Raw genomic sequence first — 23,980 nt, forward strand, 5'->3', positions numbered from 1 at the left:
CCCGACGCGGCAATAACAAGCATCCTTCAGAGATCCATCACCAGAATCTTCGAGCGGCGGTGATAGTTGTACAGCGCCTTTTTCTTCTTCGGTAGCATTTCCACATCGGCCGGTAAAAAACCGCGCTCCTGGAACCAATGAATGCTGTGTGTCGTTAGCACAAAGAGCTTTTGCAAGCCTTGCTGGCGTGCCTGAGCGGCAATGCGTTGCAACAGCATATCGCCGCGTGCCGAGCTGCGGTAATCCGGGTGAACCGCGACGCAAGCCATTTCGCCGATACTTTCTTCCGGGAAGGGATATAGCGCGGCGCAGGCGATGGTGAGGTTATCGCGTACCACGATGGTAAATTTGTCGATCTCCATTTCTAGCTGCTCACGTGAGCGCCTCACCAGGATACCCTGTTCTTCTAGCGGACGAATAAGCTCCAGAATGCCGCCGATATCGTTAATCGTCGCACGGCGTACTTGTTCAGCACTTTCCATAACAATTTGCGTACCGATTCCGTCGCGGGAGAACAGCTCTTGTAGTAGCGCGCCGTCATCCTGATAACTGATCAGATGGCTACGGCGTACGCCGCTACGACAGGCTTTGACCGCCCCGCGCAAAAATCTAACCGTACCAGAGTGGTAGTCACCCGCACGTTCCAGCGCGTCGATCCGCTTTTGCGCTTCATCGGGAAACAGCTCGGAAATGATGTTGCCATCTTCGTTAGTCACACCCTGTGAAGAGCAGAAGCCGATCATTTTTTCTGCCTTCAACTTAATCGCGAGCTGGGTTGCGACCTCTTCTGAGGTGAGATTGAAACTTTCGCCTGTGACTGAGACCGCTACCGGGCCAAGCAAGACGATTGCGCCACTATTCAACTGGCGGTGAATGGCCTCTTCGTCGATGCGACGAATGCGACCGCTGTGACAGTAATCTACTCCATCATCGACGCCAAGCGGTTGCGCGATAATAAAATTGCCGCTAACGACATTGATGTGAGCACCTTGCAGCGGCGTATTGTTCAGGCTCATCGATAGTCGAGCGGTGATGTCCAATTGCAACATGCCTGCGGCTTGTTTTACCAGTTCCAGCGTGGCGCTGTCGGTAATGCGAGTGTTTTTATGATAGTGAGGTTCTTGGTGATGCATAGTCAGGTTGGCGTCGATCTGGGGGCGTGCGCCATAGACGACGACCAGTTTAATGCCCAAACTGTGTAGCAACCCAATATCATTGACGATGCTAGAGAAGTTTGCATGTTCAATGGCTTCGCCACCTAACATGATGACAAATGTCTTGCCGCGATGGGCATTGATATAGGGAACTGAATGGCGGAAGCCCTGAACCAGTTCTGTACTGCGTTCCTTCACTGTTAACCCTCTCTCTGCATTTTTATTCGTAATTTCTGTATTTTTATTCTTTATTTAATAAAAGGCAAGAGGAAGTCATCGTCAGGAAAACCACGATACTGTGCTAAATTCATTCGGTTCGCCTGTTATAAGGCTTGTTGATGATTTTTGCATGACAGCACGAAGCCAATTGGTTAAAGTTTTCGGCAATTTCTTGTTTTTTATCCTTTGATGGCCTATCCAATGCATTAGCTATTGAATAATGCCGGATAACGTACAGCAATCAGATCGGAGTGACATGTCTCATTCGAATCCTCTGACCCGAAGACGTCTATTACAAAGTGCAGTGGCCACCTGGCTATTAAGCGTGAGTGGTGTCGGTGTGGCTGCCACCACTCATGTCATTGCCGTGCGCGTCTGGCCGGCTTCCTCCTACACCCGCGTCGCGCTGGAATCCAATCTTCCGCTGAAATATAAACAGTTCAGCCTCAGTCACCCTGAGCGCATCGTGGTCGATATGGAAAATATTCGCCTCAATAGCGTGTTAAAGAATATCGCCAATCAGTTACAGCCGGATAACGATCCATTGATTAAGGCAGCGCGCATTGGGCAGTTCGATAAGAATACGGTACGCCTGGTGTTGGAGCTTAAGCAACCGACAACGACAAAAGTGTTTACGCTGGGGCCGGTAGCTGGATTCAAACATCGGCTAGTGTTGGATTTGTATCCTGTTGCTGGACGTTACGATAACGAAGACGATCCGCTGCTGGCGCTATTGGAAGATTATAACAAAGGCGAACTGGAGCGTTCACTGCCGGCTGAGGCGCCGAAAGCGGGCAAAGTAGGGCGGGATCGTCCGCTGATTATTATGCTCGATCCCGGCCACGGCGGAGAGGATCCCGGCGCAATCGGTAAGAACAAAACTCGCGAGAAAGACATCGTGCTACAAATCGCTCGCCGTCTGCGTAAGCTAATCGATAATGAATCCAACATGAAAGCGTATATGACGCGTAATGAAGACGTCTTTATTCCACTACGCGTGCGGGTAGCGAAAGCGCGTAAGCAGCGTGCCGATTTGTTCATTTCGATTCATGCGGATGCATTTACCAATCGATCGGCGAGGGGATCGTCGGTGTTTGCGTTGTCAAAGAAAGGCGCCACCAGTACTGCCGCCAGGTTTCTCGCTGAAACGCAGAATGAATCGGATTTGATCGGGGGAGTGAGCTTGAGCGGCGATCGTTATCTGGATCATACGATGTTTGATCTCGTACAGACCGTGACTATTAGCGATAGTTTGAAGTTCGGTAAAGAGATTCTGACCCGATTGGGCAAAGTGAATCGTCTGCATAAAAACAGTGTCGATCAGGCAGGCTTTGCGGTATTGAAAGCGCCGGACATCCCTTCAGTGCTGGTTGAAACGGCATTTATCAGTAATCTGGAAGAAGAGCGTAAGCTACGCACCAGCCATTTCCAGCAGCAAATTGCCGAATCCATTTTTGCCGGAATTAAAGCCTATTTTGCCAGCCAGACCGGACGTTAGTCGATATTTCGCTGGCTATGTGGTTGATGGCATATCTGCGGACGCACGCAACCAAACGCGGAGCGCGGGCAGAAAATGTACCGAGGGGAAATGGCGCAAAAAAAAAGCACCTATTAAGGTGCTTACTTTGGCGTATTAATTGGTTGCGGGGGCCGGATTTGAACCGACGACCTTCGGGTTATGAGCCCGACGAGCTACCAGGCTGCTCCACCCCGCGTCCGTACTGTCTCTTCTTCACTGCTGTTGATGAACGACTTACATCAATTGGTTGCGGGGGCCGGATTTGAACCGACGACCTTCGGGTTATGAGCCCGACGAGCTACCAGGCTGCTCCACCCCGCGTCCGTACTGTCTCTTCTTCACTGCTATTGATGGATGACTCACATCAATTGGTTGCGGGGGCCGGATTTGAACCGACGACCTTCGGGTTATGAGCCCGACGAGCTACCAGGCTGCTCCACCCCGCGTCCGTGGATGCGCACTATACTCTCCATGAACGTTGATGCAACCTATTTCTGAAAAAAGCAGCGTTTTTTGCCGTCAAGTGATTGATCTTCATCCTGATGGCTGATTTTGTGACCGAACCAGGGCAATGCACTACCTGGCGTTAGTGCCATTACAAACAGGACGACACAGGCTTGAGTTTTGGATTTATTTCTCGGCCCATTCCTTTCTCAATGGCGGTTTGTTATCGTTCGACGGTGAATTTTTAGATGTAAAAGGTGAGTGCGAAAATGAAGGGACGGTGGGGGAAATATGTGCCGATCGCGGCGGTCATCGCCATTCTGGTCGGATGTCAATCTGGGCCAACCGATCGCGGTCAGCAGTATAAAGATGGCCACCTCAAACAGCCTCTGGAACTGGTCAATGAACCTAATGCCAAAGGAAAACCGGTCAACGCACGGGACTTTATGACTCAGGTCGCTGAGATCCGGTCAGCATCACCGACGCTCTATGCTCGTAATGATAAAACTTTTCAGGCGATAGAAAATTGGATGGTGGCAGGTGCGGATACGCGTAAGCTAAGCCAGTTTGGGTTGAGCGCCTGGCAGATGGAAGGCGTCGACAATTTTGGTAATGTGCAATTCACGGGTTACTACACGCCGGTATTGCAGGCGCGTCATACCCGCCAGGGCGAGTTCCGCTATCCTTTATACGCCATGCCGCCAAAAAGTAAGAAAAGCCGCCGTCTGCCCGATCGCGCCAGTATTTATGCCGGTGCGCTGAATGAGCGCCTGGTTCTCGCCTGGACTAATTCGCTAGTCGACAATTTTATGATGGAAGTACAGGGCAGCGCCTATATTGATTTCGGTGATGGTCAACCGTTAACGTTCTTTGGCTACGCGGGTAAAAATGGTCATCCTTATCGCAGTATTGGTAAAGTGCTGATCGATCGTGGTGAAGTGCCGCGTGAAGAGATGTCAATGCAGGCCATTCGTCAGTGGGCGGCTCAGCACACCGAGTATGAGGTGCGTGAACTGTTCGAGCAGAACCCCTCTTTTGTCTTTTTCAAGCCAATGCCGTCTGCCCCGGTCAAGGGGGCTAGCGCTGTGCCGCTGGTAGCGAAAGCCTCCGTCGCCTCTGACCGTTCGTTGATCCCGGCTGGTACTGCCCTGTTAATGGAGATACCGCTGTTGGATAACGCAGGCAAGTTTACCGGTAAGTATGAAATGCGTTTGATGGTGGCGTTGGATGTCGGTGGAGCGATTAAAGGTCAACACTTCGATATGTATCAGGGGATCGGCCCGGATGCGGGGCATTCGGCGGGATTCTATAACCATTACGGCCGCGTATGGGTGTTGAAGAACGCTCAAAATAGTACGGCGAACGGCTCTGGCTCCTCGCTGCTAGTTAATTATCAAAAAAATTAATTCTTCCTTGAGGTTGTCATGGCGATTAAACGTTATCCACATCTTGCGCACTGGGGCGCGTTTACCGCGGTTGTTGAAGATGGCCGGCTGATCCGCTGCGAACCGTTTGCCGCCGATCCAGCGCCATCTGCCATGCTCGATTCTATTGTGCCGTTGGTGTATTCCGAGCGACGTATCCGTCGGCCATCGGTGCGGCGTTCCTGGCTTCAGAAACGCGAAAACAGCGATAGAACGCTACGTGGGCGGGAAGATTTTGTTGAAGTGGACTGGGACGTGGCGCTCGATCTGGTTGCTCAGGAGAATCGCCGTATCCGCGATCGCTACGGCGCAGACGGCATTTTTGCCGGTTCCTACGGTTGGTCCTCAGCTGGGCGTTATCACCATGCGCGTTCTCAGGTGCGACGTTTCTATTTCTCCGGCGGTGGCGCGGTCGATCAACAAGGCAATTACAGTTGGGGCGCGGCGCAGTTCTTCTTGCCTTACGTCATTGGTACATTTCATCCGCTGACGGGCAAGGTGACAGAATGGCGCAGCGTCGCCGAGCACTGTGATATTTTCCTCGCGTTTGGCGGTCTTGCGTTGAAAAATGCGCAGATTGCTTCCGGTGGTGCCGGGCACCATACGCTTAAACCTGCCTTGGAAAAACTGGTGGAGAAAGGCATTCCCGTTATTAACATCAGCCCGATGCGAGACGATTGTCCTGAATTTGTGAATGCCGAGTGGATACCCATTCGGCCGAATACCGATGTCGCTCTGATGCTGGCGCTAGGCTATGAGATTCAGCGTTTGGACGCCGACGATAAGGATTTCCTGCAACGCTACTGCGTCGGCTACGAACAATTGCAGCACTATCTACGGGGGTACGGCGATGGTGTGGCGAAGACGCCTGAATGGGCCAGTGCGATTACGGGCATTCCGGCCGATCGTATCCGGCGTCTGGCGCAGCAACTGATAGGCGTGCGCAGCTTTATCACCTGTTCTTACTCCGTGCAGCGTGCCCATCGCGGTGAGCAACCGTACTGGATGATGATTGCACTGTCGTCAATGCTGGGACAAGTGGGCTTACCGGGCGGCGGATTTTCCTTCGGCCACGGTTCGATGAACGGCGTCGGTAATGAACGGATTTCGACGCCTGCGCCAGCTTCGCCGTCTACTCCCAATGCAGGGCGGTCGATCCCCGTCGCGCGTATTGCCGATATGCTTTTACATCCAGGAACGCCTTATACCTTTCAGGGGAAAATCCAGACTTACCCTGAGATTCATCTTATTCACTGGGCAGGGGGGAATCCGTTCCACCATCACCAGCAGTTGAACCGGCTAGTGGACGGCTGGCGTAAGCCGGATACGATAATTGTGCAAGATATCGTTTGGACCCCAGCGGCGCAGATGGCGGATATTGTGCTGCCCGTAACCACCACGCTGGAGCGTAATGATATTGGCGGATCGTCCCGCGATCGCTTTATCTTCGCCATGCATCAGGCAATTACACCGCAGCATCAGGCACGTAATGACGTGGATATTTTCAGCGAGCTGGCAGAACGGCTGGGCTATAAGGATGTGTTCACACAAAACCGCAGCGAGCGGCAGTGGTTGGAACATCTTTATGACGAATGCCGTTCAAGGCAACGGGATGCCATTGATAGCTGGCCATCTTTTGAGGATTTCTGGCGGCAGGGGTATGTAGAAATCCCGATGGATGAAAAGCCGTTTGTGTTCTTTGAGGATTTCCGCCGCGATCCGCAGCAGCATGCCTTGAGTACGCCAAGCGGTAAAATTGAACTGTTTAGCTCCGCCATTGCCAGCTATGGCTATGACGATTTTGCGCCGCATCCTGAGTGGCGGCCACCCGTTGAATGGCTGGGGGCTAAAAGCGCGGAGCAATGGCCGCTGCACTTTATTTCCATTCAGCCATCTGACCGCTTGCACAGCCAACTGGGCGTCACGCCGCAGGTGGCCGCGAATAAGACCGCTGGCAAAGAGACGCTGTATATGCACCCGCAGGATGCTGCCGCGCGGGATATCGCCGATCGTTCACTGGTAGAGGTCAGAAATGCGCGCGGTCGTATTCTGGCTGGTGTACAGATTACCGACGGCGTTACGCCGGGCGTGGTGATCATGTCTACCGGCGCCTGGTTTGAACCCGGATTCGGTCAGAAAACGTGGCATCCGGTTGAGCAATCAGGCAATGCGAATGTGCTTACGTTAGATATCGGGACGTCGCCGCTGACGCAGGGGCCGAATGCCATGAGCTGCCTGGTGGATGTCGTACAGGTTTAGCGCTATTCTGGGCCGCTTTTCGCTGTGTTATTCTCCTGTGCTTTTGTTTTCGAAGGTTGATTGACCGCTCCTCGCCCGTATTGGGTGAGGGCTCCAGAGGGATATTTGATGAATACGCAATTATCCGAAGCTTATTTGCAACGCTTCGGCGGCACCGCGCGGCTATATGGTCAACAGGCGCTGGCGCTGTTTTCTCAGGCTCACGTTTGTGTGATTGGTATTGGCGGCGTGGGCTCCTGGGCTGCCGAGGCGCTGGCGCGTACCGGTATTGGCGCGATCACGCTGATTGATATGGATGATGTGTGCGTGAGTAATACCAACCGCCAGATTCATGCCTTACGTCACCATACCGGGCAACCGAAAACGGCCGTGATGGCCGAACGTATTTTGGCGATTAACCCGGAATGTAATGTTACCTGTGTGGATGATTTCATTAGCGCGGATAACGTGGCGGAACTGCTCGACCAGGACTTTAGCTATGTGATTGACGCTATCGACAGCGTGCGCCCAAAGGCGGCGTTACTCTCCTACTGCCGTCGCTATAAGATCCCGGTGGTGACAACGGGGGGCGCGGGGGGGCAGATCGATCCAACCCGCATTGAGGTGGTCGATCTCGCCAAAACCATTCAGGATCCGCTGGCTGCCAAGTTACGTGAGCGGCTAAAGCACGATTTTAACGTAGTGAAAAATAGCAAGGGGAAGCTGGGCATCGACTGCGTATTTTCCAGTGAACCGCTGGTTTATCCTCAGCCTGATGGCTCCGTCTGCGCGTCTCGCAGCACGGCTGATGGTGTATTGCGGATGGACTGTGCGTCAGGTTTTGGCGCGGCGACGATGGTCACCGCAACGTTTGGCTTTGTCGCAGTCTCTCATGCATTGAAAAAGATGATGGCGAAAAATGCGAGAGTCTCTGCGACGCCGAAGCCGTCTGACAACTAGTCTGTGGCGGCCTCCCGCTGGGCAATATCTTTGATTCTGGCGGCCAGCGCCGCCAGCCCGCTGGAACGCGAGGCGCTGAGTTCAGCGCGTAGTCCCAGGCGATCAAATAGCGCTAATGGATCCTCCTGTAATAGCGCTTCTGCCGTTTTCCCTTCAATAGTCATGAATAGTATCGCCAGCAGCCCCCGGACGATGCGTCCATCGCTATCGCCGTAAAAATGTAGCTTTCCGTCTTCCTGACGTTGATAGCCTAGCCAAACGCGATTTTCACAGCCGGATAGCGAGACATCTTCGGTTTTTAGCTCATCGGGCAGCGTAGGCAGTGATTTGGCGAGCAAGACGAGCTGACGATAGCGCTCCTCCCATGCCCGACAGTTATCGAAGCGCGCCAAGAGCTCGGCAAGGGAAATGGTATGGCTAAAAGAATGAGGAATCTCAGTTGGTTTAATCATCGGCGAATCATTCAGTCGAGCAGTATTTCAAGTGCGTTGCCCACGGCGGCGATCAAGGCAGCAACATCTTGTTGGTTATTATAGGGGGCAAACGAGGCGCGAAGCGTCCCACTGACACCGAGTGCGTCCATGAGTGGCTGCGCGCAATGATGCCCGGCGCGCAGGGCGATGCCGCTTTCGGCAAGCAGCGTGACCAGATCGCTATGGTGTATTCCGGCAACGTCAAAAGCCAGGATGCTGGCATTCGGGGCGCGGAAACTGCGAAAGCCGGGAAACTGTGCCAATTGTGTTTCGGCAAGCTGCGCCAACCGCTGACAGTGCTGTTCCGCGGCAGGCCAATCTAGTGTCGTTAACCAGTCCAACGCCGCTGACAGGCCAAGTACACCAGCGATATGTGGCGTTCCCGCTTCAAATCTTTGCGGAATTGCCTGCGGTTTAAAACCGTCAAAGGACACGTGCGCCATCATTTTCCCCCCGCCTTGCCACGGGATCATACTTTCTAGTAATGCCGTTTTGCCATACAGCACGCCAATCCCGGTGGGCGCATAGAGTTTGTGCGCGGAAAATGCGTAGAAATCGATATCCAGCCCCTGTACATCGGGCGGACGATGGACGATGCCCTGTGCACCGTCTATCACCACCACGGCGCCAGAGCGGTGAGCCAGCGTTACCGCGCGCGCAAGATCGGGCTGACCCCCTGTCACATTTGACATCTGGCCTAGCGCCAGCAGGCGAGTTTTAGGCGTGATTAATGTGGCAAGCTGCTCAACATCCGGTAAGAAGTCTGCGCCTAGCGGTAACTTTATCACGCGCGCGCCGGTTTGCTGTGCCACTATCAACCATGGAATGAGGTTAGCGTGATGTTCCGCTTCGCTAACGATAATCTCATCACCCGGTTGAAGGCGAGGGCGAGCGTAGCTCTGCGCGACCAGATTAATGGCCTCCGTCGTGCCTCTGGTCCAAACAATAGAACGCGGATTGTCAGCATGTAGTAACGCGGCGACCTGTTCACGGGTGCCTTCAAAACGTTGCGTTAGCGCCTGTGCGCCACGATGCTGGCTGCGGTGTACCGTACCACTTTGGCTTTCATAAAACTGTTGCACCGCATTAATAACGGGCTGGGGTTTCAGTGCGGTCGCCGCGCTATCTAGATACACGGTTGGATGCAGCAGCGCGGGGAACTGTTGGCGAAATGCCTCTGGGTTAAACGGTGTCATGAGCATCCTCTGTTGTCGAGCCGATCCTGTCCCATTTTGTCGGGGGAGACAAGTTTAGGACGATACCTAGCGCGATTTTATGGCAAAAAAACCAACTGTTGCTACGCTTTAACATGTGAGTTTTCAGGATATCCTGATGAATTAAGTTAATTGGATAAAACTTAACGTTGATGAGGGCTAATTATGAAGAATAAAATCTCTATTTTTGCCGCAGTAGTGATGGCATTTTCTCTGGCTGCCTGTTCGAGCAATTATGTTTTACACACCAATGATGGACGCACCATCATCTCCGATGGCAAACCCAAAGTAGATAGCGATACTGGCATGATTAGCTACACCGACGCTTATGGGCAGAAACAGCAGATTAGCCGCGATAATGTGCGGGAGATGGTTGAAGCGAAGTAGTGGCACAACGTTAATGCAGGTTGATAAGCCAGTGCCCAACGCTGGCTTTTTTGTCTCATTGCAAGAATAGGGTGGGCAAAAAAAAGCACCGCAATTGCGGTGCCACATAAAATCACTTTGGACAGACAGGGTAAATGTACAGGAAGTGAATAGGGTAGACTTGCTACCGCATCTGCAAACCACAGACAAAAAAATAGCAAACACAACATCACAACCACAAGCCAAAAGCACCTCAGGTTACCCCTACGTACTTTTCGTTCCGGCCCAGGAAGTTGCGCTACTATAGGTATTTGCTGGTACATCCTCAACGGACAAATTATAATGTCTCGGATTACAAAAACTAATCGTTGTACCCGTTATCTTTCGTTACATCACAGTAGCGTGTGAGCGATTCCCTCACACGCGCAGGTGACCGAACGACGAGGCTTTTTCTCTAAATCCTTCTCTGCATGTTAAGTGTTGTGGGGGACAAATGTGCCCGATAGCTCGCTGAGTTGGCGTAAACCAAAAAGATTTCATTCATGTCAAAACGTCTCCCTCCGCTCAATGCATTACGCGTTTTTGATGCGGCAGCACGCCACTTGAGCTTTACCAAAGCGGCAGAAGAACTGTTTGTTACGCAGGCCGCCGTTAGCCACCAGATTAAATCTCTGGAAGATTTCTTAGGGCTTAAATTATTCCGCCGACGTAATCGCTCTCTATTACTGACGGAAGAAGGGCAAAGTTATTATCTTGATATAAAAGAAATTTTTTCATCATTGAATGATGCGACTCGAAAACTGCAATCCCGTAGCGCCAAAGGCGCATTAACGGTTAGCCTACTGCCAAGTTTTGCTATTCATTGGCTGGTACCGCGCCTCTCCAGCTTTAACGCCGACTATCCGGGGATCGATGTGCGTATCCAGGCCGTGGATCGTGACGAAGATCGGCTTGCGGATGATGTGGACGTCGCAATTTTCTATGGAAGGGGAAACTGGCCGGGATTACGGGTGGAGAAATTGTACGCGGAATATCTTTTACCTGTCTGCTCACCCGCATTGCTGACCGGGGAACGCCCGTTAAAGACGCCGGGTGATTTAGCGTATCATACGCTCCTGCACGATGCGTCGCGGCGTGACTGGCTGTCTTATACGCGTCAGCTAGGCGTGCAGATTAATGTACAGCAAGGGCCGATTTTCAGCCACAGCGCCATGGTATTGCAGGCGGCGATTCATGGGCAGGGTGTCGCATTAGCGAATAATGTCATGGCGCAAACGGAAATCGAGGCCGGACGACTAGTATGCCCGTTTAACGATGTGCTGGTCAGCCGGAATGCGTTTTATCTGGTATGTCATGACAGCCAGGCAGAACTGGGTAAAATAGCCGCCTTTCGCCACTGGATTTTGGCGCGGGCAGCCAGCGAGCAAGAGAAATTTCGTTTTCGCTATGACAATGGTCCGCGCGGAGGCTGTGTTGCTGGCTGATTAACCGAATAACTCACGTAGATAACTACGTTTCAGGCTGATGACAGGCCTATTTGCAAAATGAAAACGGCGGTCTTTGTCAGCAACCTCATTTATAGGTAATAACGTATAGGTAATAACGATGAATAGTCGTTTCATGCTGGTATTTGCCGCGATCGGCGGTTTTACATTTGTCGCTCTGGGTGCGTTCGGCTCCCATGTTTTGAGCAAAACGCTGGGTGTTACGGAACTGGCCTGGCTGCGTACCGGCCTGGAATATCAGGCGTTCCACACCTTAGCGATTCTGGCGCTCGCGATGGCGATGCAACGGCGAACCAATATGTGGTTTTACTGGAGTAGCGTTTTTCTGGCGCTGGGAACGGTACTCTTCAGTGGAAGTTTGTACTGCCTAGCGCTTTCTCATCTGAAATTGTGGGTTTATGTCACGCCCATCGGCGGAACCTTTTTTCTCGTGGGATGGATATTATTATTGATTGGCGCACTGCGTCTGAAGAAAAAGGCTGAACGCCATGAATAACATTATTTTGTATTGCCGTCCCGGATTTGAGAAGGAGTGCGCAGCGGAAATCACGTCCAAAGCCACGGAGCATAATGCGTTTGGCTTCGCGCGGGTAAAAGAAAATAGCGGTTACGTTGTGTTCGAATGTTATCAGCACGAAGACGCTGAGCGTCTGGTGAAAACGCTACCCTTTCATGAACTGATTTTTGCTCGTCAGATGTTTGTGAGTGGAGAACTACTACGCAACTTATCACCAGACGATCGTATTACGCCAATTGTCGGCATGTTGTCCGGCGCCATTGAGCGTGCTGGAGCATTGCGCGTTGAAGTACCGGATACCAACGAAAGCAAAGAACTGATGAAGTTCTGTCGTAAATTCACCGTTCCGCTGCGCGCGGCGTTGCGTGAACATAACATTCTGCTGGGCCATGAAAATGCCGCTCGTCCGGTGCTGCATGTGTTATTTATCGCCCCAGGTTGCTGCTATGTCGGCTACTCGCATAGCAACAACAACTCGCCGTTTTATATGGGTATTCCACGACTCAAATTCCCTTCTGATGCGCCAAGCCGTTCGACACTGAAATTGGAAGAGGCGTTTCACGTTTTTATTCCTGCGGATGAGTGGGATGAGCGTTTGAGCAGTGGCATGTATGCCGTTGATTTGGGAGCGTGCCCCGGCGGGTGGACCTATCAGTTGGTTAAACGCAGTATGATGGTTTATGCGGTTGATAATGGCCCCATGGCCCCAAGCCTAATGGATACCGGGCAGGTTATGCACCATCAGGCAGATGGTTTCCGTTTCGAACCCCCGCGTAATAACGTGTACTGGGTGGTATGCGATATGGTGGAAAAACCGGCGAAGGTGGCGAGTTTAATGAGCGACTGGTTGGTGAAAGGGTGGTGCCGTGAGGCTATTTTCAATTTGAAGCTACCGATGAAAAAACGTTATGAAGAGGTGTCGCAAAATCTGGCATTGCTGCGTGAACGCCTAAGTGATGCGGGTATTAATGCCGAGGTACACGCTAAGCATTTGTACCACGATCGTGAAGAGATTACCGTGCATGCGCGCCGCTTTTGGAGCGCGGTGCCTGGCCGTCGTGACGAACGGTAATATTCCGCTGGTGCGCGCCTGACATTATCTGGGGCGCATACCGCTTCATCCTGCCGCTAGCGAGGAGAGGATTACGCGCTGTTTTGCCCCAATAACCTGAGCTGTTGTAGGTTGCCATTCAGTGTTAAATCGGTACGTAGTGTGGCCACTTGACGACTGATTAGTGCTATTTCTTTATGTTGTTCCAGTTTCTTACGCCATTTTTCCGGTACGGTGTCTAATTGTTGGTACAACGCCTCCAGGCTTCCGGCCTGTCGTATAAGTTGCGCGGCACTTTTGGGGCCAATGCCCATGATACCTGGAATCTTACTGCTACTAATGCCCACTAGCCCCCAGTAATCCGTCAACTGCTGGGGCGAAACGCCAAACGCGTGTTCAATAAACGGTAAATCAAGCCAGCGCTTCTGGAAGTAGTCTCTGATCTTAATGTGTGGCGCCAATAGCTGGCAGTAGCCTTTATCGGTCGACACAATCGTTGCCTGATGGCCCGCGGATGATAGCTTGGCGGCTAACGTGGCCGCCAGATCGTCGGCCTCATTTCCGCGACTATGCCAGCTTGCTACGCCAACCGCAGCGAATGCCGCTTTAATGTGCGGAAGTTCCCGTTTTAGCGTATCCGGCATTGGCTGACGTCCCGCCTTGTAATCAGGAAGGAGCCGATGACGCCAACTGGTTGCGCGATCTTCATCATCAAAAACGGCTACCGCGTGTGTCGGCTGGCTGTTTTGTATCAGCTGGTACAGCGCATGTTGGCATGCCGTATTGCAGGGTGAACCTTGTACCGCATGAATACGGCGTATCAGATTCAGCGCATCGACAATCAGCAAATGGAAAGGCATAGCAGCATTCCTGAGATAAGGGGAAGTGGGCTTCCCCCGTAGATGTTTATCGACAGGCGGTTATGTACAGATTTCGTAGCAGGGCGTATAGACGCTGCCGGGCAGCTTCATACGTTGCTGTGCGACAAAGCCCTGTAACAGCGTATCCATGCTTTTCATTATCTGGGGATCGCCGTGAATTTTGTACGGCCCGCGCTGTTCTATTGCCTGAATACCGGCTTCCTTCACATTGCCCGTCACGATACCGGAAAACGCCCGACGCAGCGCGCCAGCAAGCTGTTCTGCCGGCTGATTCGGATGCAGGTTAAGCTCGGCCATATTTTCGTGGCTTGGTTCGAAAGGCAGTTGCAGATCTGGGGCGATGCGCAGTGACCAGTTAAAGCTGTAGGCGTCGCCCGTGTGGCGGCGGCTTTCTTTCACTTGCGGCATTGCTTTTTTCATCTGACGGGCGACTTCCGCCGCGTTATCAATGATGATCGAGTAGTAACGACGCGCCTGACGGCCAAGTGTGCCAACAATAAACTCGTCCAGCACGCGGAAGTAGTCTTCGCTTTCTTTCGGCCCGGTCAGGATAATCGGTAGCACCTGCTCGCTATTTTCAGGATTCATCATAATGCCTAGCAGGTAAAGGAATTCTTCCGCCGTGCCAACCCCGCCGGGGAAAATAATGATGCCATGTCCGATACGGACAAAGGCTTCTAAACGCTTTTCAATGTCCGGCATAATAATTAACTCATTGACCAGCGGGTTCGGCGGTTCGGCGGCAATGATGGATGGCTCAGTCATCCCGATAAAACGCCCGTCTTTGTAGCGCTGTTGCGCATGGCCGACGGCGGCGCCCTTCATGGGGGCTTCCATTGCTCCCGGGCCGCAGCCCGTACAGATATTCAGTTCGCGCAGGCCGAGTTGGCTACCAACTTTGCGGGCATATAGATATTCGGTTGCATTAATCGAATGGCCGCCCCAGCAGACGACCATGTTCGGTTCTTCCCCAACGTGGAGCGCCTTGGCATTACGCAGGATGGAAAACACCAGATTGGTAATATGCGCGGAATTTTCCAGATTCAGATTCTGATAGCGGCCCGTGCTGGCGATTTGGCCATTGACGAAAAGAATATCGCGCAATACGGCGAACAGGTTAGCCTGCAAAGACCGAATAATATTCCCGTCGACGAAAGCGTCTTCCGGCGGATTTACCAACTCCAATTTGACGCCGCGTTCTCGCCGCAGCACGTTGATATCGAAATCTTCATAGCGGGATAGCAGTTCTTTGCTGTTATCCGTTTGGCTACCGGAATTGAGTACGGCAAGGGAACAGTTGCGAAATAAACGATAGAGATCGCTGCTAGCCGTGCTTTTTAGCATGTCGACTTCTAACTGTGATAACAAATCCATCGATCCCAATGGGCTGATATGCGTAATCAATTTTGCTCCTTGAAAGACACTATAATTCGCGATGCAAAACGCGTCAGCGTTAACTGCCGTGAGTCTCAATGACAGCGACTGGCATACCGTTCAGACGCGAGAGATCCTTGGTTATCTGGCATATCACCATAACGTGCTGCCATCATTTTTTCCAATATTGCCGTGAATTTAGGGGCCGACTTGCGCAATGCGCCGTCAATTATCGCGTGAATCGCCCTCTGTCATCGGCTACTGGCGCGGCAGCCGCCCTTTTGGCGCATCAAAGGCGGTGTTACTGCGCCACGGATTGATATCCAGCCCGCCGCGGCGAGTGTAACGGGCATAAACGCTAAGCTTTTCCGGCTGGTAATAGCGCATGATGTCGTTAAAAATTCGTTCCACACACTGCTCATGAAATTCGTTATGATGACGGAACGAAACTATGTAGCGCAATAATGCCTCGCGGCTGATGCGTTTACCGCAGTAGTGTATTTGTACGGAACCCCAGTCTGGCTGGTGAGTGATCAGGCAGTTGGATTTTAGCAGATGGCTGACCAGCGTCTCTTCCACGATTGGCGCATTCTGATCGTGTATTGCCAGATAATCGGCGTTGAAGTCGTAGCGGTCGATCTGGATGTCCTGATCGTCAATGCATTCGCCTGTGAATCCTGCCAGCGGCTGTCCTTCGAACTCACTCAGTTTGAAGAGTTTGACGGTCACACCGCCCTGCGCGCAGTGTGCTAGATCGTTGGCTAGCGTAGCGCGGACCTGTTCCCAACTGTCGAACGCTGTCTGATTAAAACTATTCAGGTACAGTTTAAAGCTTTTTGATTCAATCAGATTCACGCTTGCCGCATCGAGGCATATTTCGCCAATGGCCACCTGAGGCAAGCCGTGACGGTTTAGCCAGGAAAGTTCATAAAGCGTCCAGATATCTGCGCCATGAAATGGCAGATTGTTAGGATAAATCCCTAATGGATCGCGGTTGAGACTGCGGGGTACCGGCTGCAAAAGTGCGGCATCATAGTGGTCACAATAAGATGTGGGTTTACCCAGCGTCAGCCCGCTCAGGGCTTGATGTGTGTTATCAGAGGTCATGCTGTTACCTTAATGTGATAAGCGTGATGGCAAATAGTGTAACCTGACTAAAAGAGTGATGAGAAAAATTATGGAAAACGATGTTATTGCGGCACTGATAGCGTTTACCCAACGCTATGTCGCTGGTTGGCAACAGGAGAAGGGGCATTTGCCCGCCAGCGAAGCGCTCTACGGCGTGCCTTCCTCGTGTGTTGCTGAAAGCCATGAGGGAACGGTTTATTGGACGCCGCAGCCTTTTACGCTTCCCACCGTATTGGATGGGGTGGAACGGGCGTTAGACATTAGTCTGCACCCCGATGTCCATGCTTTTTATACTGCACAATATGCCGGAGATATGGCGGCACGGTATGATGCAATATCTTGCCAGTTATTACAGGTGTGGAGCGAAGACGATTTCACCCGCATGCAGGAGAATCTCATTGGTCATTTGCTAACGCAGAAACGCCTGAAACTTACTCCGACGTTGTTTCTTGCAACCACCGATTCTGATATGACTATCGTGTCATTGTGTAATGTTTCAGGCGAGATCATTTTGGAAACGTTCGGTACGAACAAACGCCAGGTCTTAGCGCCGACGCTGACAACGTTTCTTTCTCACCTTCATCCGATAGTGGCTTAATGGTTAACCGAATTTCACTTTCCATGTTGTAAGAGATCTCTTACATTTGCTGTGAGAAATCTCCTATCTTTAATGTTGAAAATACGTTTTATTTTTATTTTTTCATTATTAATTAGCTAATTAAAGTAAAGAAATACAGTATTCCTTAAGTGGTGTTGAGAAACATTGTCACTAACCCCTTGCCGAGCGCTAACAATTAATACATCTTATTACTTAAATTAGTAACCGGTTACAGTGTTTGTTACGGCGACTATCGGTAATAAAAAAACGTTACTGGTTGCATTTGATTCAGGAAGAAACCCGGTTTCAGGATGAAATCATGGACACCTCCAGGAAGGAGATTGAGAGCCGATAAGGAGTATCGGTGGGGCAGGAGCCTAAAGGATGTCAATCAGGGAAGATACAGGATGGAAACGTCAGGATGAAAGTGGGACGCCAGCAAGGATTGTGGGTCAGGACGACCAAGAAGGAAAAGTTTTCAGGGATGAGCAGGGATGCAAATGTGTAGCGGGATGGCTATAAAACGCACCGGGGGTACTGAGCAATCAGTACCCCCATTTTTTTCTACAATATTTATCACATGCGCCTTAGAGCCTATCCCAGTAGGCGTCATTGTCGCCGTCAGTTTGGTCACGGACAGCGCGCAAAAACCGGAGCGTACACGGAGTACGTGAGGATATCAGGCGTGGTTTTCCAGCTAACGTTGGCGATTGGGCTAGGTTGATATCAATGCTATGATTTGTCGCTATTATCGTTGATTTTGGGGCGGGAAATTGCATGAGTAGAGAGCACCTTATTCGTCAGTCATTGGTCGATATTGAGCGCGCATTGAGGGAAAGTGCATTCTGGCAGGTGGTGCCGCCGGAAGATGCGGCGTTTAACAGCACTGAACCTTTTAGCCTTGATACTATGCGGCCCGAAGAGTGGTTGCAGTGGGTTTTTTTGCCTCGCATGCATGCTTTATTGGACAGCGAATTAGCATTGCCGGTCGAGTTGGCGCTGTTACCCTATTTTGAAGAAGCGCTGGACGGGGCGCCGGAAGAAACGGCAGGGATTTTGCGTCATCTCGGTCAGCTTGACGCACTATTTCGCCCTGAAACGCAGGATAATGCAGCGCACGATGCCTGAGATGATTTACCGTTCGTAGCGCTGACCGAAATGCCTGTCGCCATCCGCTATTATCTTACACGGCACGTTACCGCCAGGTGGAACGCCTGCCGGGTATTTCCCCTGAATTCGAAAGGGTTGAGTTTCCTGTTAAGTCAGGTCAGGATAGCGACCTATCGTCGAGTAACCACCGTCGTATAACGTTGGTATAACGACATCGAATGAAAAAGGGAGTCGAAAGCATGGCGCAGGTTGGTATTTTTGTGGGTACGGTCTACGGGAATGCATTGCTGGTGGCCGAAGAAGCTGAAAATATTCTTAAAGAGCGCGGTCACGAGGTTCGGGTTTTTGAAGACGCCACACTGGAATCCTGGCTGGGCTATCGTGAGCACACGGTTTTGGTGGTAACGTCAACCACGGGACAGGGCCAATTGCCGGATTCCATTGCCCCGCTTTATGCTGAGCTACGCGAGAAAGGGGGGTATCAGCCTGCGTTACGCTATGGCGTGATCGCATTGGGCGACAGCAGCTACCCGAATTTTTGCGCGGGAGGCCATCTTTTCGATGCGCTATTACAGGAAATCGGCGCTAAGCGTCTAGGCGAGGTATTGGACATTGATGCCGCTGAACATCCTGAACCGGAAGTCGTTTCATGTCCGTGGGTTGAAGCATGGGCCGATTTGGTTGAGGCGCAGTGATGTAGCTCTGAAATGAGAAACGGGAGCCTATTGTGCTCCCGTTTTCGTTATGACTTAGCTCGCCGCGAGATAATTAGCCAGTTTTTGTTATTAGCGATGTGGCGATCACCGGTTCTTGGTCAGTTTCTCTAAATCGGCTTCGATTTCGGTGATTTTGTTAGAGACAACGTTTTCCAGGTGGCGCAAATCGTCAAGGATCTTACGTTTAAGGTCGACTTCAACCTGTTCTTGCTGGCAAATCTTATCTAATTCATCAATTACATAGCGCAGGTTGGGGCTAATTTCGTTAATCTCTTTGTAATTCTGACCGCCGTTGTCGGCCATGATGGTCTTGCGCTGGCGTGGATATTTAAACTTCACGCTTTTAGCGAAAAATTCGCCCTTATCTTTACGAAAATAGATTTTCAGGATGTCATTGTTCGCTTCCTGACGCAGGCTATAGCGATCGATATCATCGGGGTTGGTAATGCCCAGGCTTTTTAGATTGTCATACATAGCGCCACCTTCTCGGTTTTAGAGAGTCCTGATTATCATTCGAGCGTAAAAAGGCGGGCTTCATCGGCCCGCCGTTTGTCGTTTAATCAATGGAGCGCAATAACTCGTTGATACCCACTTTAGCGCGGGTTTTCGCATCCACTTTTTTCACAATAATGGCGCAGTATAGGCTGTGGCTGCCATCTTTGGACGGTAGATTACCGGAAACCACGACAGAACCGGCAGGCACTCGGCCATAATGAACTTCTCCGGTTTCACGATCGTAAATACGCGTGCTCTGGCTGATGAAAACGCCCATAGAGATGACGGAACCTTCCTCAACGACGACGCCTTCCACCACTTCAGAACGGGCGCCGATAAAGCAGTTATCTTCGATAATAGTTGGGTTAGCCTGCAATGGCTCAAGAACACCGCCAATGCCTACGCCACCGGACAGGTGAACATTTTTACCGATCTGGGCACAGGAACCCACAGTGACCCAGGTATCGACCATCGTGCCTTCATCAACGTAGGCACCGATGTTAACGTAGGACGGCATGAGGACGGTATTACGCGCGATATAGGCACCGCGGCGCACGCTGGCTGGCGGAGCAACGCGCACACCTTCCTGCTGAAAACGCGCTTCATCATAGTCCGCATATTTCATCGGCACTTTGTCGAAAAAGCGCGTTTCTCCGCCGTCGATAAGGCGATTATCGTTAATACGAAAAGAGAGCAGTACGGCTTTCTTCAGCCATTGATGAGTAACCCACTGACCGTCGATTTTTTCGGCCACGCGTAAGGCGCCGCTGTCCAGCAGGCTAATCGCCTGATTAACGGCTTCTCGCGTAACTGTGTCCGCATTGGCGGGCGTAATTTCAGCGCGGCGCTCAAAAGCCGTCTCAATGATGTTCTGTAGTTGTTGATGCATCCTGGTTTCTCTTTCCTGATTGTAAAAATTAACTCAATGATACTTTATCGTTTGGGTTAAGGGCTTCTGTCAACCGTTCTTGCAATTTAAGGCGTAATTCCGGTTTTAATGCGCGTCTGTCACTGTCCGCAAGGATGAAAAGATCCTCTACGCGTTCACCGATGGTGGAAATCCGTGCGCCGTGCAGTGATAGGTTGAGTTCAGAGAAAATTTCACCGATACGCGCCAGCAAGCCCGGTTGGTCGAGTGCGCTCAACTCCATATAGCTGCGCCTGTCCGTGTGTGTCGGCAGAAAATTGACTTCGGTTGGTACGCTGAAATGGCGCAACTTAGGCGATGAACGCCGCATGCGCGGATATTGGTAATGTCGCTGTGTCAACGCCTGTTCTAGCGCATGGCGTGTCATTTCATGCCGATCCTGCGCCAGCGGGCTGCCATCGGGTTCCAATACAATAAAGGTATCCATCGCCATGCCGTCACGGCTGGTAAATATCTGTGCGTCGTGCACACTCAGATTGCGTCGATCTAATTCCCCCGCGACTGCCGCAAAGAGATAGGGTCGATCCGGGCTCCAGATAAAGATCTCGGTACCGCCACGGCTGGCCTGGTGGCTGATAAGTACCAGCGGTTTGTTGACGTCATGTTCCAGTAAGTGGCGGGCGTGCCAGGCAAGCTGGTTTGGCGAGTGACGCAGAAAATAATCGGCGCGGCAGCGGCTCCAGATATGGTGTAATGCCTCTTCGTCAATATTATCCATGCGCAGCAGCGCCAGCGCTTGTAGACGATGATGGCGGACGCGTTCACGTAAATCCGGCGTATTTTGCATGCCGCGGCGTAGCTGTTTCTCAGTCGCGAAATAGAGTTCACGCAATAAACTCTGTTTCCAACTGTTCCACAGCGTCTCATTGGTGGCGCAAATATCGGCAACCGTCAGGCTAACCAGATAGCGCAAGCGCGTTTCGCTTTGCACTTCCGTAGCAAATTGCTGTATCACGGTAGGATCCTGAATATCGCGCCGCTGCGCGGTGACGGACATCAGCAAATGGCAGCGCACCAACCAGGAGACCAGTTGTGCTTCACGCGAGTTCAGCCCGTGTAGCGCAGCAAATTCCAGCACATCCTGTGCGCCAAGCTCAGAGTGATCGCCGCCGCGCCCTTTCGCAATATCATGGAATAGCGCAGCCAGTCGCAATAATTCCGGCTGTGGCAGGCGGGGAAATATCTCGACGCACAGAGGGTGTTGTGGCCGCGTATCTTCGTCGGCGAAACTTTCCAGCTTGAGCAAAACGCGGATCGTATGTTCATCCACGGTGTAGGCATGAAATAGATCAAACTGCATTTGACCAACGATATTCCCCCATTGCGGCATGTAGGCCCATAGCACGCTATGCCGATGCATGGGCAACAGCGCCCGGCTGACCGCATGAGGATGACGTAGAATCGCCATAAATAGCTGGCGCGCTTCCGGGATAGTGCAAAGTGGGTTAGCGAGATGGCGGCGCGCATGGCGCAATTGGCGTAATGTGGTGGAGTAAATGCCGCTGATATCGCGATTGCTCACCATTAAATAGAACATACGCATAATGGCTTCGGGCTTTTTGATGAACAGATTTTCATCACGGAGATCCACTAGACATCCACGTAGTTGAAATTCATCGTCAATCGGCCGGGGTTTTTCGCTCGCGTCCAGCGCCAGAATGGCTTCGTCAAAGAGTTGCAATAGCATCTGGTTCAACTCGCTGACGCGACGCGTCATGCGGTAGAAATCCTTCATCATCCGTTCGACAGGCGTATTGCCTTCGCCTTGATATTGCAATAACTGTGCGACATTGAGCTGCCGGTCAAACAGGAGTCGATTGTCGTAACGCGGTAGGATTAGATGCAGAGCGAAGCGGATACGCCACAAAAAGCTCTGGCATTCGTTAAGTTCTTTGCGCTCGGCTTCGGTCAGAAAGCCGAAACCTACCATTTCGTCGAGTGAGGTGGCGCCGAAGTGGCGTCTTGCAACCCATAACAATGTATGAATATCGCGTAGTCCACCTGGGCTACTCTTGATATCGGGCTCCAGATTATAGCTGGTGCCGTGATAGCGTTGATGCCGCTCTTGCTGCTCAGCGATTTTTGCCGGGAAAAATAGAGAAGACGGCCAGAACTCATCGCTGAATACGTGTTTTTGTAGCGAGAGAAATAGGGCGACATCACCGCATATCATGCGCGATTCGATCAAATTGGTCGCGACGGAAATATCCGCGCGGCCTTCCTGTAAGCACTCTTCCAATGTCCTGACGCTATGGCCAACTTCCAGCTTCAGATCCCATAGTAAGGTAATAAATTGACCGACGCGCTGGGAATGCTCCTCACTCAGCGCCGTCTGACTTAATACCAGGACATCGATATCAGAAAGGGGGTGTAATTCACCACGGCCATATCCGCCAACGGCGACCAGTGCGGTTTGGGCGATATTTTCAAAGCCGTAGAAATACCACAGCCGTTGCAACAAATGGTCGATGAACAACGTTCTGGCATCAATGAGTTTTTCCGCACTGACGCCAGATCGAAATTCAGACCCTAGCCAGCATTGAAACAGTTCTAACTGCTGTTTTAATGTCTGGCAATTCAGCATGTCGTCGGAATAGGTCAGTGGCGACGCGGGGCTAGGTATTGCTGGTGCCATGTTTACCAAGCTATTTGGCGAGCAGGAGGTAGGTAGCATATTGTCTGGCGGAAAGCGGTTTTCTGTCATAGCGCAGCCCATAAAAAATGCAGAGCGCGTTTTTCAACGTCGCTTGCGACGACACGAAGGAGACGTGCTTTCCGCACGCCATAAAAAACCGGCATCGGCCGGCTTAATGTTTACTGTTCATGCGTAATGATGCTGGGGAAGGATTCGTCCTTTCGCAACGTCATTATTTCGCAGCCGTTATCGGTTACTACAATAGTATGCTCGTATTGTGCCGACAAGCTGCGATCTTTGGTTTTTACCGTCCAGCCGTCTTTCATCGTGCGAATACGGTAATCACCGGCATTTAGCATGGGTTCAATGGTAAATGCCATGCCTGCCTGTAATATCACCCCACCGTCGTCCGCGTCATAATGCAAAACTTGTGGTTCTTCATGAAAGCCTCTACCGATGCCATGTCCACAATATTCACGCACCACGGAGAAATTGTTACTTTCCGCGAACTGTTGAATAGCTTTGCCCAATGTGCGCAAGCGGATGCCTGGTTTCACCATTTTCAGCGCCAGATAGAGACTTTCCTGAGTGATACGGCAGAGGCGCTCACCCAGAATAGTCGGCTTACCCACAATGAACATTTTTGACGTATCGCCGTGAAAACCATCTTTAATGACGGTGACATCGATATTAACGATATCGCCGTTTTTTAAAAAACGCTCGTCGCTAGGAATACCGTGACATACCACTTCATTGATAGAGATACAGACGGATTTAGGAAAACCGTGGTAACCCAGGCAGGCAGAAATAGCCTGCTGCTTGTTAGTAATATGATCGTGACAGATTCTGTCCAACTCGGCAGTACTCACGCCCGGAACCACATGGGGTTCGATAATTTCCAGAACTTCGGCCGCCAGACGGCCCGCCACGCGCATTTTTTCGATGTCTTCAGGAGTTTTAATTGAAATGGCCATTGGTGGTTGTCCACAGGTGTCGATTAAGACACGATGATTAATAAGGTAAATAACTAG

21 protein-coding genes and 3 tRNA genes are annotated in these 23,980 nt (G+C 51.5%); 11 read left to right on the forward strand and 13 right to left on the reverse strand.

Going from position 1 to position 23,980, the window contains the following annotated elements:
* Nucleotides 1–26 precede the first annotated feature (26 nt).
* The gene (gene argA, locus RFN81_RS03995) at nucleotides 27–1,352 is read right to left on the reverse strand and encodes an amino-acid N-acetyltransferase (protein WP_264497888.1); all 1,326 of its coding nucleotides are present in this window, start codon (nucleotides 1,350–1,352) and stop codon (nucleotides 27–29) included.
* A gap of 277 nt (nucleotides 1,353–1,629) precedes the next feature.
* Here argA and amiC point away from each other — a divergent pair, with 277 nt between their 5' ends.
* Nucleotides 1,630–2,871 (forward strand): N-acetylmuramoyl-L-alanine amidase AmiC, encoded by a 1,242-nt coding sequence (gene amiC / locus RFN81_RS04000; RefSeq protein WP_264497889.1) that lies wholly within the window; start codon nucleotides 1,630–1,632, stop codon nucleotides 2,869–2,871.
* A 140-nt stretch (nucleotides 2,872–3,011) separates the two neighbouring features.
* Here amiC and RFN81_RS04005 read toward each other — a convergent pair.
* From RFN81_RS04005 to RFN81_RS04015, 3 genes are all read right to left on the reverse strand, one after another.
* A tRNA-Met gene (locus RFN81_RS04005) sits at nucleotides 3,012–3,088 on the reverse strand.
* Between the two features lie 48 nt (nucleotides 3,089–3,136).
* A tRNA-Met gene (locus RFN81_RS04010) sits at nucleotides 3,137–3,213 on the reverse strand.
* Nucleotides 3,214–3,261: 48 nt separating this feature from the next.
* Nucleotides 3,262–3,338: transfer RNA gene (locus RFN81_RS04015), tRNA-Met, on the reverse strand.
* Between the two features lie 267 nt (nucleotides 3,339–3,605).
* On the opposite strand from RFN81_RS04015, the gene mltA reads away from it, so the two are divergent.
* The 3 genes from mltA to tcdA all read left to right on the forward strand — a co-directional run bounded on the left by mltA (nucleotide 3,606) and on the right by tcdA (nucleotide 7,958).
* Entirely contained in the window at nucleotides 3,606–4,742 is a 1,137-nt protein-coding gene (gene mltA, locus RFN81_RS04020) for a murein transglycosylase A (RefSeq protein WP_264497890.1), read from the forward strand.
* Between the two features lie 18 nt (nucleotides 4,743–4,760).
* Nucleotides 4,761–7,019 (forward strand): molybdopterin-dependent oxidoreductase, encoded by a 2,259-nt coding sequence (locus tag RFN81_RS04025; RefSeq protein ID WP_264497891.1) that lies wholly within the window; start codon nucleotides 4,761–4,763, stop codon nucleotides 7,017–7,019.
* Nucleotides 7,020–7,127: 108 nt separating this feature from the next.
* Entirely contained in the window at nucleotides 7,128–7,958 is an 831-nt protein-coding gene (gene tcdA, locus RFN81_RS04030) for a tRNA cyclic N6-threonylcarbamoyladenosine(37) synthase TcdA (protein ID WP_264497892.1), read from the forward strand.
* Here the strand turns inward: tcdA and csdE are convergent.
* Together csdE and csdA are read right to left on the reverse strand one after the other, a co-directional pair.
* A complete protein-coding gene (gene csdE / locus RFN81_RS04035) occupies nucleotides 7,955–8,410 on the reverse strand; it encodes a cysteine desulfurase sulfur acceptor subunit CsdE (protein ID WP_264497893.1) in 456 nt (151 codons plus the stop codon). The two genes, tcdA and csdE, sit on opposite strands and share 4 nt — an antisense overlap.
* 11 nt (nucleotides 8,411–8,421) lie before the next feature.
* Nucleotides 8,422–9,627: a cysteine desulfurase CsdA gene (gene csdA / locus RFN81_RS04040; RefSeq protein WP_264497894.1), complete on the reverse strand. Its 1,206-nt coding sequence runs from the start codon at nucleotides 9,625–9,627 to the stop codon at nucleotides 8,422–8,424.
* A gap of 183 nt (nucleotides 9,628–9,810) precedes the next feature.
* Between csdA and RFN81_RS04045 the strand changes: the two genes are divergently transcribed.
* The 4 genes from RFN81_RS04045 to rlmM all read left to right on the forward strand — a co-directional run bounded on the left by RFN81_RS04045 (nucleotide 9,811) and on the right by rlmM (nucleotide 13,105).
* Nucleotides 9,811–10,032: a YgdI/YgdR family lipoprotein gene (locus RFN81_RS04045; RefSeq protein ID WP_264497895.1), complete on the forward strand. Its 222-nt coding sequence runs from the start codon at nucleotides 9,811–9,813 to the stop codon at nucleotides 10,030–10,032.
* 521 nt (nucleotides 10,033–10,553) lie between these two features.
* Entirely contained in the window at nucleotides 10,554–11,495 is a 942-nt protein-coding gene (locus tag RFN81_RS04050; RefSeq protein WP_264497896.1) for a transcriptional regulator GcvA, read from the forward strand.
* Nucleotides 11,496–11,616: 121 nt separating this feature from the next.
* Nucleotides 11,617–12,012, forward strand: a complete 396-nt coding sequence (locus tag RFN81_RS04055) for a DUF423 domain-containing protein (RefSeq protein ID WP_264497897.1) — start codon at nucleotides 11,617–11,619, stop codon at nucleotides 12,010–12,012.
* Nucleotides 12,005–13,105 carry a 23S rRNA (cytidine(2498)-2'-O)-methyltransferase RlmM gene (gene rlmM / locus RFN81_RS04060; RefSeq protein WP_264497898.1) on the forward strand — a complete coding sequence of 367 codons (1,101 nt, stop codon included), beginning with the start codon at nucleotides 12,005–12,007 and terminating at the stop codon, nucleotides 13,103–13,105. Before RFN81_RS04055 ends, rlmM begins: the two co-directional genes overlap by 8 nt.
* Nucleotides 13,106–13,176: 71 nt before the next feature.
* Here the strand turns inward: rlmM and xni are convergent, their stop codons facing one another.
* The 3 genes from xni to queF form a co-directional block, all read right to left on the reverse strand.
* The gene (xni, locus tag RFN81_RS04065) at nucleotides 13,177–13,944 is read right to left on the reverse strand and encodes a flap endonuclease Xni (RefSeq protein ID WP_264497899.1); all 768 of its coding nucleotides are present in this window, start codon (nucleotides 13,942–13,944) and stop codon (nucleotides 13,177–13,179) included.
* Nucleotides 13,945–14,004: 60 nt separating this feature from the next.
* On the reverse strand, nucleotides 14,005–15,369 hold the full coding sequence (ppnN, locus tag RFN81_RS04070; protein WP_264497900.1) for a nucleotide 5'-monophosphate nucleosidase PpnN: 1,365 nt from the start codon (nucleotides 15,367–15,369) through the stop codon (nucleotides 14,005–14,007).
* A 228-nt stretch (nucleotides 15,370–15,597) separates the two neighbouring features.
* Nucleotides 15,598–16,446, reverse strand: a complete 849-nt coding sequence (queF, locus tag RFN81_RS04075; protein WP_264497901.1) for an NADPH-dependent 7-cyano-7-deazaguanine reductase QueF — start codon at nucleotides 16,444–16,446, stop codon at nucleotides 15,598–15,600.
* 70 nt (nucleotides 16,447–16,516) lie between these two features.
* On the opposite strand from queF, the gene syd reads away from it, so the two are divergent.
* The 3 genes from syd (at nucleotide 16,517) to RFN81_RS04090 (ending at nucleotide 18,870) form a co-directional block, all read left to right on the forward strand.
* Nucleotides 16,517–17,065: a SecY-interacting protein gene (gene syd / locus RFN81_RS04080; protein WP_264497902.1), complete on the forward strand. Its 549-nt coding sequence runs from the start codon at nucleotides 16,517–16,519 to the stop codon at nucleotides 17,063–17,065.
* Nucleotides 17,066–17,842: 777 nt separating this feature from the next.
* Nucleotides 17,843–18,193, forward strand: coding sequence for a YqcC family protein (locus tag RFN81_RS04085; RefSeq protein WP_264497903.1), 351 nt, complete (start codon nucleotides 17,843–17,845; stop codon nucleotides 18,191–18,193).
* Between the two features lie 221 nt (nucleotides 18,194–18,414).
* On the forward strand, nucleotides 18,415–18,870 hold the full coding sequence (locus RFN81_RS04090) for a flavodoxin (RefSeq protein ID WP_264498867.1): 456 nt from the start codon (nucleotides 18,415–18,417) through the stop codon (nucleotides 18,868–18,870).
* 105 nt (nucleotides 18,871–18,975) lie between these two features.
* Here RFN81_RS04090 and RFN81_RS04095 read toward each other — a convergent pair whose 3' ends face one another.
* The 4 genes from RFN81_RS04095 to map form a co-directional block, all read right to left on the reverse strand.
* Nucleotides 18,976–19,365, reverse strand: a complete 390-nt coding sequence (locus RFN81_RS04095; protein WP_264497904.1) for a DUF3461 family protein — start codon at nucleotides 19,363–19,365, stop codon at nucleotides 18,976–18,978.
* An 82-nt stretch (nucleotides 19,366–19,447) separates the two neighbouring features.
* Nucleotides 19,448–20,275: a 2,3,4,5-tetrahydropyridine-2,6-dicarboxylate N-succinyltransferase gene (gene dapD, locus RFN81_RS04100; RefSeq protein ID WP_264497905.1), complete on the reverse strand. Its 828-nt coding sequence runs from the start codon at nucleotides 20,273–20,275 to the stop codon at nucleotides 19,448–19,450.
* Nucleotides 20,276–20,303: 28 nt separating this feature from the next.
* Entirely contained in the window at nucleotides 20,304–22,949 is a 2,646-nt protein-coding gene (gene glnD, locus RFN81_RS04105) for a bifunctional uridylyltransferase/uridylyl-removing protein GlnD (RefSeq protein WP_264497906.1), read from the reverse strand.
* Nucleotides 22,950–23,128: 179 nt separating this feature from the next.
* Nucleotides 23,129–23,923, reverse strand: coding sequence for a type I methionyl aminopeptidase (gene map / locus RFN81_RS04110; protein WP_264497907.1), 795 nt, complete (start codon nucleotides 23,921–23,923; stop codon nucleotides 23,129–23,131).
* Nucleotides 23,924–23,980: the final 57 nt, after the last annotated feature.

Origin of the sequence: Pectobacterium cacticida, assembly GCF_036885195.1 — a bacterium.
Classification (GTDB): domain Bacteria; phylum Pseudomonadota; class Gammaproteobacteria; order Enterobacterales; family Enterobacteriaceae; genus Pectobacterium; species Pectobacterium cacticida.

Coding starts and splice junctions, on each gene's coding strand:
- RFN81_RS04025 (WP_264497891.1), top strand. CDS start 4,761: ATGGCGATTAAACGTTATCCACATCTTGCGCACTGGGGCGCGTTTACC.
- queF (WP_264497901.1), bottom strand. CDS start 16,446: ATGACCTCTGATAACACACATCAAGCCCTGAGCGGGCTGACGCTGGGT.
- RFN81_RS04090 (WP_264498867.1), top strand. CDS start 18,415: ATGGCGCAGGTTGGTATTTTTGTGGGTACGGTCTACGGGAATGCATTG.
- RFN81_RS04085 (WP_264497903.1), top strand. CDS start 17,843: ATGAGTAGAGAGCACCTTATTCGTCAGTCATTGGTCGATATTGAGCGC.
- tcdA (WP_264497892.1), top strand. CDS start 7,128: ATGAATACGCAATTATCCGAAGCTTATTTGCAACGCTTCGGCGGCACC.
- map (WP_264497907.1), bottom strand. CDS start 23,923: ATGGCCATTTCAATTAAAACTCCTGAAGACATCGAAAAAATGCGCGTG.
- csdA (WP_264497894.1), bottom strand. CDS start 9,627: ATGACACCGTTTAACCCAGAGGCATTTCGCCAACAGTTCCCCGCGCTG.
- RFN81_RS04095 (WP_264497904.1), bottom strand. CDS start 19,365: ATGTATGACAATCTAAAAAGCCTGGGCATTACCAACCCCGATGATATC.
- csdE (WP_264497893.1), bottom strand. CDS start 8,410: ATGATTAAACCAACTGAGATTCCTCATTCTTTTAGCCATACCATTTCC.
- rlmM (WP_264497898.1), top strand. CDS start 12,005: ATGAATAACATTATTTTGTATTGCCGTCCCGGATTTGAGAAGGAGTGC.
- RFN81_RS04050 (WP_264497896.1), top strand. CDS start 10,554: ATGTCAAAACGTCTCCCTCCGCTCAATGCATTACGCGTTTTTGATGCG.
- dapD (WP_264497905.1), bottom strand. CDS start 20,275: ATGCATCAACAACTACAGAACATCATTGAGACGGCTTTTGAGCGCCGC.
- glnD (WP_264497906.1), bottom strand. CDS start 22,949: ATGGCACCAGCAATACCTAGCCCCGCGTCGCCACTGACCTATTCCGAC.
- RFN81_RS04055 (WP_264497897.1), top strand. CDS start 11,617: ATGAATAGTCGTTTCATGCTGGTATTTGCCGCGATCGGCGGTTTTACA.
- mltA (WP_264497890.1), top strand. CDS start 3,606: ATGAAGGGACGGTGGGGGAAATATGTGCCGATCGCGGCGGTCATCGCC.
- xni (WP_264497899.1), bottom strand. CDS start 13,944: ATGCCTTTCCATTTGCTGATTGTCGATGCGCTGAATCTGATACGCCGT.
- syd (WP_264497902.1), top strand. CDS start 16,517: ATGGAAAACGATGTTATTGCGGCACTGATAGCGTTTACCCAACGCTAT.
- amiC (WP_264497889.1), top strand. CDS start 1,630: ATGTCTCATTCGAATCCTCTGACCCGAAGACGTCTATTACAAAGTGCA.
- RFN81_RS04045 (WP_264497895.1), top strand. CDS start 9,811: ATGAAGAATAAAATCTCTATTTTTGCCGCAGTAGTGATGGCATTTTCT.